The organism is Kineothrix sp. IPX-CK, assembly GCF_039134705.1.
Taxonomy (GTDB): domain Bacteria; phylum Bacillota; class Clostridia; order Lachnospirales; family Lachnospiraceae; genus Kineothrix; species Kineothrix sedimenti.
In genome coordinates this window covers 2,732,941-2,745,908 of record NZ_CP146256.1, presented here as the reverse complement: position 1 = coordinate 2,745,908, position 12,968 = coordinate 2,732,941, and the positions used below count along the sequence as shown (strand labels likewise).

At 43.9% G+C, this 12,968-nt stretch carries 11 protein-coding genes; 10 read left to right on the top strand and 1 reads right to left on the bottom strand.

The annotated features are described in order from the left end of the window. Positions 1 to 131 precede the first annotated feature (131 nt). The gene (locus V6984_RS13275) at positions 132 to 1,310 is read right to left on the bottom strand and encodes a cation diffusion facilitator family transporter (protein ID WP_342756101.1); all 1,179 of its coding nucleotides are present in this window, start codon (positions 1,308 to 1,310) and stop codon (positions 132 to 134) included. A gap of 395 nt (positions 1,311 to 1,705) precedes the next feature. Between V6984_RS13275 and gpmI the strand changes: the two genes are divergently transcribed. The 10 genes from gpmI (at position 1,706) to smpB (ending at position 12,875) form a co-directional block, all read left to right on the top strand. Then, positions 1,706 to 3,250, top strand: a complete 1,545-nt coding sequence (gene gpmI / locus V6984_RS13270) for a 2,3-bisphosphoglycerate-independent phosphoglycerate mutase (RefSeq protein WP_342756100.1) — start codon at positions 1,706 to 1,708, stop codon at positions 3,248 to 3,250. A gap of 59 nt (positions 3,251 to 3,309) precedes the next feature. Continuing rightward, positions 3,310 to 3,993 carry a DUF554 domain-containing protein gene (locus V6984_RS13265; RefSeq protein WP_342756099.1) on the top strand — a complete coding sequence of 228 codons (684 nt, stop codon included), beginning with the start codon at positions 3,310 to 3,312 and terminating at the stop codon, positions 3,991 to 3,993. A 261-nt stretch (positions 3,994 to 4,254) separates the two neighbouring features. Beyond that, the gene (locus V6984_RS13260; RefSeq protein ID WP_342756098.1) at positions 4,255 to 4,638 is read left to right on the top strand and encodes a GntR family transcriptional regulator; all 384 of its coding nucleotides are present in this window, start codon (positions 4,255 to 4,257) and stop codon (positions 4,636 to 4,638) included. Positions 4,639 to 4,666: 28 nt separating this feature from the next. After that, positions 4,667 to 5,572, top strand: coding sequence for an ABC transporter ATP-binding protein (locus V6984_RS13255; protein WP_342756097.1), 906 nt, complete (start codon positions 4,667 to 4,669; stop codon positions 5,570 to 5,572). Further along, positions 5,544 to 7,673, top strand: a complete 2,130-nt coding sequence (locus tag V6984_RS13250) for a hypothetical protein (RefSeq protein ID WP_342756096.1) — start codon at positions 5,544 to 5,546, stop codon at positions 7,671 to 7,673. Before V6984_RS13255 ends, V6984_RS13250 begins: the two co-directional genes overlap by 29 nt. Positions 7,674 to 7,833: 160 nt before the next feature. Then, a complete protein-coding gene (gene eno, locus V6984_RS13245; RefSeq protein WP_342756095.1) occupies positions 7,834 to 9,138 on the top strand; it encodes a phosphopyruvate hydratase in 1,305 nt (434 codons plus the stop codon). A gap of 146 nt (positions 9,139 to 9,284) precedes the next feature. Beyond that, positions 9,285 to 9,806 (top strand): isochorismatase family cysteine hydrolase, encoded by a 522-nt coding sequence (locus tag V6984_RS13240; RefSeq protein ID WP_342760005.1) that lies wholly within the window; start codon positions 9,285 to 9,287, stop codon positions 9,804 to 9,806. Between the two features lie 113 nt (positions 9,807 to 9,919). Further along, the gene (gene secG, locus V6984_RS13235; RefSeq protein ID WP_342756094.1) at positions 9,920 to 10,159 is read left to right on the top strand and encodes a preprotein translocase subunit SecG; all 240 of its coding nucleotides are present in this window, start codon (positions 9,920 to 9,922) and stop codon (positions 10,157 to 10,159) included. Between the two features lie 177 nt (positions 10,160 to 10,336). Next, on the top strand, positions 10,337 to 12,442 hold the full coding sequence (rnr, locus tag V6984_RS13230) for a ribonuclease R (protein ID WP_425324259.1): 2,106 nt from the start codon (positions 10,337 to 10,339) through the stop codon (positions 12,440 to 12,442). Further along, the gene (smpB, locus tag V6984_RS13225) at positions 12,408 to 12,875 is read left to right on the top strand and encodes an SsrA-binding protein SmpB (RefSeq protein WP_342756092.1); all 468 of its coding nucleotides are present in this window, start codon (positions 12,408 to 12,410) and stop codon (positions 12,873 to 12,875) included. The genes rnr and smpB overlap by 35 nt, the downstream gene beginning before the upstream one ends. Positions 12,876 to 12,968 lie beyond the last annotated feature (93 nt).

Here is a 12,968-nt window from a genome sequence, read left to right as displayed (position 1 = left end):
GATGGTACATTTATTTGGAGCAGATAAGAGAGAATGAGGATGCCCCTTGCTATGAGTTTGAGATTCATAGCTTGAGAACATCCTCATTTAATTTGTTATAGTGAAGTGCGCTGCCCGCTGTTTATGATCTGCTATAGGGCATTTGAGCTGTAAGCTTTATCGACCTGCATCACTGCAATATATGTCTCGTCGATGAGGCGGATTTGCTCGCTGATATAATTGGTGATTTCTTCATCGCTCTTCTTATAATGAAAGGGAACAACGATATCGAAAATAATATTTGTGTGGGTTGGGCCTTTTACTACCCGAAAATCATGAAAACAAACTTCCGGATAGGCCGTAGCAATTATTTCTGAAATGCGGCTTTTTAAGGCGTTGGTCTGTTCATCTTCCGTGACGACAGGGTCCATATGTATGACTGCTTCACAGTGCAGCTCGTCGTGCAGCCTATGCTCGATATTATCGATCGTATCGTGGAGCATAAGGATATCACCGTCTGCAGGGACCTCCGCATGCAGAGAGAGCATGACTCGGCCGGGACCGTAATCATGTACGATCATATCATGAATGCCGAGAATATGTTCATAGCTCATGACGATTGTTTCCACATTTTTTACGAAATCCGGGTGCGGGGGCTGACCCAATAGAGGACTGACGGTCTCCTTCGCCGCACAATAGCCCGCATAGAGGATGAAAAGGGCGACTATGACGCCGCAGTATCCGTCGATTTTAAGACCGGTAAATTTGCCAACCAAAGAAGCGATAAGAACCACTGTGGTAGCCATGGTATCGCTTAAGCTGTCCATGGCAGTAGCGCTCATGGCTGTACTGTCTATTTTCTTGCTTATACTTTTGTTATAAAAAGACATATAGAGCTTCACGCCGATGGAGACGATCAGAATGATTACAGTAATCAGACTGAATTCCACCGCCTGCGGATGAAAAATTTTATCAATAGAGGAACGGGCAAGTTCAAAGGCCATGATCAAAATGGCAATGGAAACGAGAAGTCCGGACAAATATTCAATGCGTCCATGACCGAACGGGTGGTTAGGGTCCGGCTTTTGTCCCGCCATTTTAAAACCGATGAGGGTAATCAAAGAAGACCCTGCATCGGATAAATTGTTGAAGGCATCCGCCGTTACCGCAATGGAATTACTGATGATTCCTGCGAGGAATTTGCCCATAAAAAGCAGTATATTAAGAACGATTCCTACCGTGCCGCACAGGATGCCGTATGCCTGACGAACCCGGGGAGACGAAGTATTCTCTCTATCCTTAATGAATATTTTTGCAAGTAATGATACCATAAACCTTCTCCTGAAAAATGATGGACTAATAGTATTTATTTTATCTCTTTTTCCTATAAATGACAAATACTTTGTGGCGATATCAGTGTATGCACTTCGTGAATTAGCCCATTCCTTATTTACAATCGCGGGAAAAACATGTATAATTGCAGACGGATTGAACATAAATAGATGCATTCATAATATATATGCTATGTATAAAAAATTATGATAGATTTTAAGGCAATTCTATTAGCTTTACAATTACAATCTATAAAGGCAAAAAGCCATAAATGTTATAAACTGCAAGAGGAACAGAATACAAAGATAATGAATTGCGAAAGTAACGATTTATACACGGGTAATTTATAATATTATGAAATTGCTTTCGCAATTTAAGAAAAGGAGAATGAAAAATGAGTAAAAAACCAACAGTTTTGATGATTTTAGACGGCTACGGATTGAATGAGAGAACAGATGGAAACGCCGTAGCGGAAGCGAATACACCAGTTATGGATAAGCTGATGAAGGAATATCCCTTTGTAAAGGGCTATGCCAGCGGTATGGCAGTAGGACTTCCGGAGGGACAGATGGGTAACTCCGAGGTAGGGCACCTCAATATGGGAGCAGGACGTATCGTATATCAGGAACTTACCAGAATCACGAAAGAAATCCAGGAAGGAATTTTCTTTGAGAATCCTGCCCTTTTGAAAGCGATAAAGAATTGTAAGGACAATGATTCTGCTCTTCACATGTTCGGTCTCGTTTCCGACGGCGGAGTGCACAGCCATAATACACATATTTACGGAATCCTTGAGCTTGCCAAGAGAAACGGGCTGTCCAAGGTATACGTACATTGCTTCCTGGACGGAAGAGATACGCCTCCGGAAAGCGGTAAGAACTTTGTAGAGCAGTTAGAAGAGAAGATGAAAGAAATTGGCGTAGGCGAGGTCGCTTCCGTATCGGGGCGTTACTATGCAATGGACAGAGATAATAACTACGACAGAGTGAAGCTGGCATACGATGTGCTTACAAAGGGGGAAGGTTTAACGTCAGCAGGTGGTCCTGCGGCTATTCAGGAATCCTATGACAGAAGAGAGACGGATGAGTTCGTAAAACCTACGGTTGTTGTAAAGAACGGTGCTCCGGTAGCTGTCATTAAGGATAAGGATTCAGTGATATTCTTCAACTTCAGACCGGACCGTGCCAGAGAGATTACGAGATGCTTCTGCGATGACGAATTTACGGCATTTGACAGAGGCGCGAGGGTGGATACCACCTTTGTATGCTTTTCCGATTATGACCCGACGATACCTAATAAAGAAGTAGCTTTCCATAAAATTGCAGTAACGAACACCTTCGGAGAGTGGCTTGCGGCAAACCATATGACGCAGGCGAGAATTGCGGAGACAGAGAAATATGCTCACGTTACCTTTTTCTTTAACGGCGGTGTGGAGACACCCAACGAAGGAGAGGACAGAATTCTTGTAAATTCTCCTAAAGATGTAGCCACCTACGATTTGAAGCCTCAGATGAGTGCGTATGAGGTATGCGATAAACTGGTAGGTGCGATCAAATCTGACAAATACGATGTGATTGTTATCAATTTTGCCAACCCTGATATGGTAGGACATACGGGCGTGGAGTCTGCGGCTATAAAGGCCATAGAGGCAGTGGATGAATGCGTAGGCAAGGCAGTAGACGCGATAAAGGAAGTGGGCGGAGCCATGTTTATCTGTGCTGACCACGGCAATGCGGAACAGCTTGTGGACTATGTGACAGGAGAGCCGTTTACCGCACACACCATTAATCCGGTACCTTTCATTCTCGTAAACTATGACGAGGCTTATACATTGAGAGAGGGCGGATGTCTTGCTGACATCATCCCGACGATGATCGAGATGATGGGAATGAAGCAGCCTCAGGAAATGACCGGGAAGTCCTTGCTGTTAAAAAAATAAGGTCATTGACAACGAATGGAAATTAAAAAAGGATAATACAACCGGAAAAGAGCGGCAAGATGTTAGGAACGATAGTAAATGCTGCGGCCATCGTAGCCGGCGCAATAATCGGTATAGCGTTAAAGAAGGGACTGCCTGAGAGAATGGCGGATACCTTAATGAAGGGGGTCGGGCTGTGTACTATGTTTCTCGGCATCAGCGGCTCTCTGCAAGGAGAGAATTCCTTGATTCTTATTCTGTCCATGGTAATTGGAACTTTAATCGGGGAAGGAATCGACTTGGAGGATAAGGTTGGCCGGCTTGGCTTATGGGTGGAAGGAAGAGTAAAGAAGAGTCAGGATGGAAAGGTATCGATTGCGGAAGGCTTTGTGACAGCCAGCTTGCTTTTCTGTGTGGGAGCGATGGCGATTGTCGGCTCTTTGCAGAGCGGACTCATGGGTCATCACGAGATGCTTTTTGGAAAATCCATTCTCGATTTTATCGTAGCAGTAGTATTTTCCTCTACGTTGGGAATAGGCGTTGCCTTTTCCGCCGGGCTGGTCTTTCTTTATCAGGGGTCCATTACCCTGCTCGCCCAGTGGATATCTCCTTATCTGACGGATATGGTAATTGCTGAGATGACCTGCGTGGGTTCCGTAGTTATGATCGGACTGGGTCTGAATATTATTGGGATCACGAAGCTGAGAGTGATGAACTATGTGCCCGCGATCTTCATTCCGATTATTCTTTGCAGATTTATATAAAATATTATTAAAGATCAGTTTCTAAATAACGAAGTATGTGAAAGCCCTGGGAAGTTCGAAAAATGAGCCTCCCGGGGCTTTTTATGTAATAGGATTAGGGTGTCAAAGGGCCCTTTTTAAAAATATTAGAGTCAATATGCCCAAAACACAGCTTTGTTCTTGTGAAATGCATAGTTCTCTTGACAACATGTAAATAATTGTATATCATGTGTATTAGTAGTGATAGTACAGTTGAAACACTGAGAAGCAAAGAAACAGTGGATGCAGCAGAAGGAAGGTGGATATATGATAATCCTGGATTACAAGGATGCCAGACCTATATATGAACAGATAGTGGAGAAGTTCAAGCTGTTGATTTTAAAAGGAATCCTGCAGAAGGATGAGCAGATGCCCTCTGTCAGAAGCCTTGCGGTGGAACTCGCAATCAATCCCAATACGATACAAAAAGCCTATATGGAGCTGGAGCGGCAGGGATATATTTACACGATAAAGGGCAGAGGTAACTTTGTAGCGGAGAATGAGAATCTTCTCGACGAGAGAAGAGAAGAACTGAAAATGAGGATGTTTATTTTATACAAGGAGGGCAAGGAGCTCGGCATGACGAAAGCCGACTTTATAGACGGCCTTCGTGAAATAAAAGAGTGAGAGCCTGACGGGCAGACAGGAGGAGAAGATGATTGAAATAAATAGTGTCAGCAAAGCCTTCGAAGACATTCTGGCAGTGGATGATGTCAGCGTGACGATGAAGGAAGATACTGTATTCGGCCTGATAGGAACCAATGGGGCGGGAAAAAGTACGGTACTGCGAATGATTGCAGGAGTTTTGAAAGCGGATAAGGGAACGATTTCGGTGGACGGTATGTCGGTATACGATAATATAGGAGCCAAGGAAAGAGTATTTTTTATCGCGGACGAACCATATTTCTTTGCTAATTCCAATGCGATGGATATGGAAAAATATTTTTCTACTATATATAAAGAATTTAATGGAAGTGATTTTTATACATATATGGAGAACTTCGGACTTGACAAGAAAAGGAAGATAAACACTTTTTCTAAGGGAATGAAAAAGCAGCTCGCTCTGCTATGCGGTATCTGTTCCCGGTCGAAATACCTGTTATGTGACGAGACCTTCGACGGCCTGGACCCGGTAATGCGGCAGGGAATAAAGAGTATTTTCGCGAAGGAGATGGAGAGCAGAGGACTTACTCCCGTCATTGCTTCCCACAATTTAAGGGAGCTTGAGGACATTTGCGACCACGTGGGACTTTTGCATAAGGGAGGTGTGCTTTTATCCAAGGATTTGGAGGACATGAAATGCAACATCCAGAAGGTCCAATGTGTATTTAAGGATGAAGGAGCGGAGCGGAAAGGGCTGGAAGGCCTTCAGATTATGAAGGAAGAAAAGCGAGGCTCTTTGTATACGCTTACGGTAAGAGGAAACAGAGAGGAAATCATTTCTCACTTTTCTACTGTGGATACGATATTTTTTGAGGCGCTTCCTCTTTCCTTAGAGGAGATATTTATCAGCGAGACGGAGGTGGTAGGTTATGATATCAAAAAACTCATTCTTAGCTAGTATGGTGGAAAACAATAAAAGGCGCGCGTGGGTGTGGGTTACATCCGTGTTGTTTTGGTTCTTTTACTATCCGGTTGCTATGCAGATGATTATGAGCCGGAAAAAAGGGCACAACATTATAGATAAACTGACGGGAACAGCTGCCAGAAACAGACTGGCAGAGGCGGCAGGCGATTGGCTTAGGGCGGATGGCGTGGTCGTTTTATTCGTGAGCATATTCGCAGTGATATGCGCTATTCAGGGATTTTCTTACCTATACAGCAGAAAAAAAGTGGATTTATATCATAGTGTGCCGGTATCCAAGGGACGCAGATTTGCAATCATATACATCAACGGAGTGCTGATATTTTTTATCCCTTATCTTTTGAATCTTCTGCTTGCGGTGGCGGTGGCGGGAGCGAACGGCGGCATGAACTTTGCGAATGCAAGGGCGGCGGTGATTTCCCTATTTATGAATCTTATATTATTTTTGGGTACGTATGGGCTTACTATTATAGCGGTTATGATGACGGGCAGCATTATTATGACCTTGTTTGGTACAGCAATTTTTCTTCTTTATGAAGTGGCGGTAAGGCTATTGGTGTCTGAATACCAAAGTGAATTTTTTGAATACTTTTCTTACAATTCCTATAGTTATATTGGTACCATTAAGGCATTTACTTCACCGCTTGGGTATCATCAAAATGCGGTGGATGCGATATATACGTATATCGGCGGTGCAGGGCTGTCCTTTGCCTCGACGGTGTTTCCTATAATGCAATGCCTGCTGGCGGCTGTATTTTTTGGACTCATCGCTTACTTTTGTTATAGAAAGCGTCCTTCTGAGGCGGCCGGAAAGACTATGGCATTTCCTATGTCGAAGGGTATTGTGAAGATTTTCCTTACGGTCCCCGTTACGCTGTTTGCGGGCCTGATCGTATTGGAAACGGTAGGTACGGGATACGAAGGGCAAAACTGTACGGTACTTCTACTGTTCGTTATGACGGCAGCGGCGATTATAAGCTGCTGTGCAATCGAAGTTGTTTATGAATTTGATATCCGTGCAGCTTTAAGGAAAAAATATCAGATATTAATCACAGGTGTGTGTACTGCGGCGATTTATTGCATCTTCCAGTTCGATCTTATCGGCTTTGATGCATGGGTACCAGACCCGAATAAGCTGGAAGAGGCAGACATTATGATTTCGTCTATAGCATACAGGCAGTCTTATTTGAATAATAATCTTGAAGGTATTTCCAGTATGGAGCATTATTTAAATGAGCAGGGCCTGACGGATATTGCTACTATCAGTGAGCTGTCAGAGAAGAAGCTGCATAGAGAAGATATGAAGGACGAAGGCTCCTATATTTGGCTTGAGGTGGCCTACCAGATGAAGGGCGGAAAGACTGTATGGAGGGAGTTCGCGGTAAGTGCCAAGGAAGAGGATGTTTTAAATAGGGTAATCGGTAATTCTCAGTTCAAAAAAGCGGCTTATCAGATTTATGACGATTCTATTTTCGATAAAATAAAAGAGAAGGACTCTTTCCAGATTACTTATAATACAGGAATTAACGTGGAGAACCTTTCACCTGAGGAAACGGATACTATCAGGCAGCTCTATATAAAGGACCTGAATAATTCCAATTACTCCACACTGAAAAATGAGTTTGCCTGCGGCCAGTTGACATTTAGTGTTAAAACGAATAGTTACGGTATTTCTTATTTCTTATATGATATCTATCCGTCTTATACGAATATCATCGGTTATCTGAGTGAGAAGGGATTGTATGAAAAAATGACTTTAAAGCCGGAGGATATCGCCAGCCTTACGGTTACGAATTACCATAACGAAATGTATGATAAAAGTTCGAATAATGGAGGAGAGGATTGGTCGGTTACCAAGACGTATTCCGAGCAGGAGCAGATTGACGAGCTGGCACCGGCGCTTCATCCGGCAAGCTTTGACTATAGCTTTAATAGCAGAATATCCAATGATTATTATGTGATTGTACAGCTCAAAAGCGGAGCGACGAGCTCCGGTTATTACCGCGGGGACAACGGCTTTTATTTCAACGCAGAAAAGGTTCCTGAATGGTTGAAGAAGGACACCTCCTATGAGTGAAGGACAGACGGCACATTCGTGTACTTTAACGGATGCGGCATGATAAAGCATAAAATATATAATGAATAAAAAATACTCATAGGAATGATTTTCTAACATTGGGAAATAAATATAAAGACATGGTTATCAAAATTGCTTATAAAAAGGAGAGTCTGCTATCATGAATTTATATTTAAGAATTACCGATGTACATGGAAGAGAAATTTTGGATTCCAGAGGAAATCCCACAGTGGAGGCGGAAGTGACCGTAGAAGGAAGCATAGTAGGTCGCGCCGCTGTTCCCTCGGGAGCCAGCACCGGACGTTTCGAGGCGGTGGAGTTAAGAGACGGAGAGACCAGATATTTCGGACTGGGTGTGCGCAAGGCGGTAAAGAACATCAATACAAAGCTAAAAGAGGCTCTGATAGGACAAAATGTCATGGATCAGGGCCTTATTGACCGTATATTAATAGAAACAGATGGGACGGACAACAAAGAGAATCTGGGCGCTAACGCCACATTGGGCGTATCCATGGCCTGCGCGCGGGCTGCGGCGGAGGCTCTGGAAATGCCTTTATATCGTTACCTCGGAGGCGGGCATACGAGACTTCTTCCGGTGCCTATGATGAACATTTTAAACGGCGGCAAACATGCGGCAAATACGGTGGACTTCCAGGAGTTTATGATTATGCCTGTTCAGGCGGAGAACTTTGCGGACGGACTTCGCATCTGTGCGGAAATCTATCATAACTTAAAAAAGATACTGGAACACAAAGGGCTTTCCACCGGAGTGGGAGATGAAGGAGGCTTCGCGCCGGATCTTCCGGATGCAAAGGCAGTTCTTGAACTGATTGTGGAAGCGATTGAAGTGAGCAAATATGTTCCCGGGCAAGATATTAAAATAGCGCTGGACGTAGCCAGCAGTGAACTCTATAACGAGAAGACGGGAATGTATCATTTTCCGGGTGAAAGCAAGCTGCTTGGCAGCGAGGTAGTAAGAGATACTTCCGAGATGATTTCTTATTATGAAGAGCTGATAGAAAAATTTCCGATTATATCCATCGAGGACGGACTTGCGGAGGATGACTGGGATGGATGGAAGGAGCTGACAAAGCGCCTGGGAGATAATATTCAGTTGGTAGGAGACGACCTGTTCGTAACGAATACGAAGAGACTGGATGCCGGAATTAAACTGGAAGTGGCTAATGCCATTTTGGTAAAAGTAAACCAGATCGGTACAGTATCGGAGGCTTTGGAGGCTATCGAGATGGCCCATAAAAATGCCTACCGCGCAGTGATATCCCATCGCTCCGGCGAGACGGAAGACACCTTTATCGCGGATCTTGCGGTAGCGGTGAATGCAGGGCAGATCAAGACCGGAGCACCCTGCCGTTCAGACAGAGTGGCGAAGTACAATCAGCTTCTTCGCATCGAAGAGGAGTTAGGAAACGTAGCTGCATATAAAGAACCCTTTAATAAAATTTGATGCTTTTGTATCTCCATATAATAAGATGAGCTCAGGAGTTGGCGGTTTATATGAAATTATTATGGAATTTGCCGGCAATAAATGTTATAATGCAAATCGGATACAAGCCGGATATTAAATGGGGATATAGGAGCGGACGAGGGAAGATGAAAAAAATATTAGTGGTAATCGATATGCAGAATGATTTTATAGACGGAACGCTGGGGACAAGGGAGGCTCAGGCGATTATAGAGAATGTGATCGCTAAGATTCATGATTATCCGACAGACTGTATTTATGCGACGAGAGATACTCATGAAGAAAACTACCTGGAGACCTCTGAGGGCAGATATCTTCCGGTAAAACATTGTATCGCAGGAACGAAGGGCTGGGAAATACGCAAGGAAGTGGCGGAAGCAATGCCCAAGGCCATCGTGATAGACAAGCCGTCTTTCGGTTCTTCAGAGCTTTGCGAAAGGTTGTATGAAGAGTCTGGGAAGGAAGAAATAGAGATAGAATTAGTAGGGCTGTGCACGGACATCTGCGTGGTGACAAATGCCCTGCTTTTAAAAACCAGGCTGCCGGAGACAAAAGTCAGTGTGGATGCCTCCTGTTGTGCGGGTGTGACAGTGGAAAGCCATGAAGCGGCGTTAACTACAATGAAGATGTGTCAGGTGGAAGTCGATTAAAGCCTAAAGCTTCCCGGTATTGATGGCTGAGTATTACAAAAAATTTTAAAAGTGCTTGAAAATATTACCTGTGTATGATAAACTGAAATCTGCGTGTACTAGGAGGTGTAAAAATGGAAATTTTGAGAACAATTTTGTTAATAATTTTTATTATAATATGCTTGGCTTTGGTTATATTAGTATTGATGCAGGAAGGTAAATCAGCAGGTTTAGGAGCTATCAGCGGTGCGGCGGAGACGTACTGGGGTAAGAATAAGGGACGTTCTATGGAAGGAACTCTCGTCAAAGTTACCAAGTACCTGGCAGTCGGTTTTATTCTATTGGCAGCAATCTTGAATCTTAATGTATTTTAAGAAGGATTACCAAAGCGCTCTTGCATAATACAAGGGCGCTTTTTTGTAATAGTAAAGTACTCCTGTTACAGGAAACGGATGCGCGGGCTTCCATAGACGAAATCGGAGAGGAACATCGTGGAAAAGGAATTATATAATAAAAGAAAAAATTTGATATGTGAGTTGATTCAGGATGAGATGTATGTTCCCATGAAAGAAAAGGAAATGGCAGCGTTCATGCAAGTTGCGAAAGAGGACAGAGCAGAATTTCACAAAGTTCTTGATGAACTCCTGGCGGAAGGCAAGATAGGCATTACTTCTAAAGGAAAATATACAAAACCTGATGAAAACATTGTGACGGGAACCTTTATCAGCAATGCTAAGGGCTTCGGCTTTGTGGAGGTGGAAGGAAGAACGGAGGATTTGTTCATTCCCGAGACAAGGACCGGTGATGCTTTTCACAAGGATACCGTTCAGGCAAGGCTTCTTCCGGGACAGAGAGGAAAACGGCAGGAGGCTGAGGTCATCAAGGTGCTCGGTCATGGAACGACGCAGATTGTCGGTACTTTCCAGAAATCTAAGAATTTCGGTTTCGTAATACCGGACAATATAAAACTTGCGTCGGATATCTTCATTCCGTTGGAGCGCTCCAAGGGAGCAGTAGATGGTCATAAAGTGGTGGCGGAAATCACCGATTACGGCAACGAGCAGAAGAATAAGAAACCGGAAGGAAAAGTCGTAGAAATACTGGGGCATATCAACGATCCCGGCGTGGATATATTATCTATTGTAAAGAACTTCGAATTGCCCATAGGTTTTGAGGAGAAGGTTTTAAATCAAGCTCAAAGGGTATCTCCAGAGGTGTTGGATACCGACAGAGAGGGCAGAGAAGATTTAAGAAATGTGCAGATGGTAACGATAGACGGAGAAGATGCGAAGGACTTGGACGATGCTGTCAGCGTGTCTAGAATGGGAGAGAATTATTTGTTAGGCGTTCATATCGCAGATGTGACGAACTATGTGCAGGAGAATTCGGCTCTCGACAGAGAAGCGCTAAAGCGCGGAACAAGCGTTTATTTGGTAGATCGCGTTATTCCCATGCTGCCTCATGTTCTGTCCAACGGTATATGCTCATTGAATCAGGGCGTAGACAGACTGGCGCTGAGCTGCCTGATGACGGTAAGCCCCAAAGGAGAAGTAATTGATTACCGCATTGTGGAGTCCGTAATATGTGTAGATCGGCGAATGACCTATACCAGTGTAAAAAAGATACTGGAGGATAAGGACGAAGCAGAGCGCAGGGAGTATGAAGCATTCGTTCCCATGTTCGAACTTATGGAGGAGTTGGCGGGAATACTGAGGGCGAAGAGAAAAAAACGAGGTTCCATAGATTTCGATTTCCCGGAGACGAAGATCATACTGGATAAAGAGGGGCATCCCTTGGAGATTAAGCCTTACGAGCGGAATACTGCGACGAAAATCATTGAGGATTTTATGCTTCTGGCCAACGAAACGGTGGCGCAGCATTTTTACTGGCTGGAGCTACCCTTCGTATATAGGATACATGATAACCCGGATCCGGAAAAAATCATGCAGTTAAGCGTGTTCATCAGCAACTTCGGTTATGGAATCAAGACCTCTAAGGAGGAAGTGCATCCTAAAGAAATTCAAAAGCTTCTTGGGAAGATAGAGGGAACGCCGGAGGAGGCATTGATTAGCAGACTCACCTTACGGAGCATGAAGCAGGCGAAATATTCTGTGGAATGTACCGGACATTTCGGGTTGGCCTGTCAGTATTATTGTCACTTTACGTCTCCTATCCGAAGATATCCGGACTTGCAGATCCATAGAATTATTAAGGAGCAACTCAGAGGGCGTTTGAAGGAGAACCGTATTCTGCATTATAACGAGATACTTCCCGCAGTGGCAGATCGTTCCTCCAAGATGGAGAGACGTGCGGATGAGGCAGAAAGAGAGACTGACAAATTAAAGAAGACGGAATATATGGAAAAGCATATCGGAGAACGCTTCGAGGGAGTGATTTCCGGTATCACAAGCTGGGGTATTTATGTGGAGCTTCCCAATACCGTAGAGGGGCTTATACACGTTTCATCGCTGATGGGAGATTATTTCTATTACGATGAGGTGAATTATGAGATGGTAGGAAGAGACTTTGGCAAGAAGTATAAATTGGGAGAGAGGATCGCGATAATCGTGGAGGGCACCGACCGTTTTGCGAGAACCGTGGATTTTGTAGAGGATGATGATTATGGCGAAAGAAGCGATGAAGCTGGTCGCGAATAATAAAAAAGCATATCACGATTATTTTATAGAAGAAAAGTACGAGGCGGGGGTCGTTCTTCATGGCACGGAAGTAAAGTCCATGCGTATGGGAAAGTGCAGCATTAAGGAGGCCTTTATCCGCATTGAGAACGGGGAGATGTTCGCCTATGGAATGCACGTGAGTCCCTATGAAAAGGGAAATATTTTCAATAAGGATCCGCTTCGGGTGAAGAAGCTGTTGCTCCATAAGCAGGAGATCAGTAGGCTCACCGGTCAAATTGCCGAAAAGGGTTATACTCTCATTCCCCTTCAGGTATACTTCAAGGATGGCTTGGCGAAGGTGGAAATCGGACTTGCAAAAGGTAAGAAGCTCTATGACAAGAGACAGGATATCGCCCAAAAGGACCAAAGAAGAGAAGTGGAAAAAGAAATGAAAATAAAGCTGCGGGGATAATCTGGATAAAAAGTTTGTCTAAAATAAGTTTAATGAATAAATTGGAATAAAATAGTATTAAAAGGAAATAGGATTAAATAAAAATAAAAACAA

Bases quoted from the DNA above. Each gene is read 5' to 3' on its own strand.
- smpB (WP_342756092.1), top strand. From the start codon at position 12,408: ATGGCGAAAGAAGCGATGAAGCTGGTCGCGAATAATAAAAAAGCATAT.
- V6984_RS13275 (WP_342756101.1), bottom strand. From the start codon at position 1,310: ATGGTATCATTACTTGCAAAAATATTCATTAAGGATAGAGAGAATACT.
- V6984_RS13255 (WP_342756097.1), top strand. From the start codon at position 4,667: ATGATTGAAATAAATAGTGTCAGCAAAGCCTTCGAAGACATTCTGGCA.
- V6984_RS13260 (WP_342756098.1), top strand. From the start codon at position 4,255: ATGCAGCAGAAGGAAGGTGGATATATGATAATCCTGGATTACAAGGAT.
- V6984_RS13240 (WP_342760005.1), top strand. From the start codon at position 9,285: ATGAAAAAAATATTAGTGGTAATCGATATGCAGAATGATTTTATAGAC.
- rnr (WP_425324259.1), top strand. From the start codon at position 10,337: ATGTATGTTCCCATGAAAGAAAAGGAAATGGCAGCGTTCATGCAAGTT.
- secG (WP_342756094.1), top strand. From the start codon at position 9,920: ATGGAAATTTTGAGAACAATTTTGTTAATAATTTTTATTATAATATGC.
- V6984_RS13250 (WP_342756096.1), top strand. From the start codon at position 5,544: ATGATATCAAAAAACTCATTCTTAGCTAGTATGGTGGAAAACAATAAA.
- gpmI (WP_342756100.1), top strand. From the start codon at position 1,706: ATGAGTAAAAAACCAACAGTTTTGATGATTTTAGACGGCTACGGATTG.
- eno (WP_342756095.1), top strand. From the start codon at position 7,834: ATGAATTTATATTTAAGAATTACCGATGTACATGGAAGAGAAATTTTG.
- V6984_RS13265 (WP_342756099.1), top strand. From the start codon at position 3,310: ATGTTAGGAACGATAGTAAATGCTGCGGCCATCGTAGCCGGCGCAATA.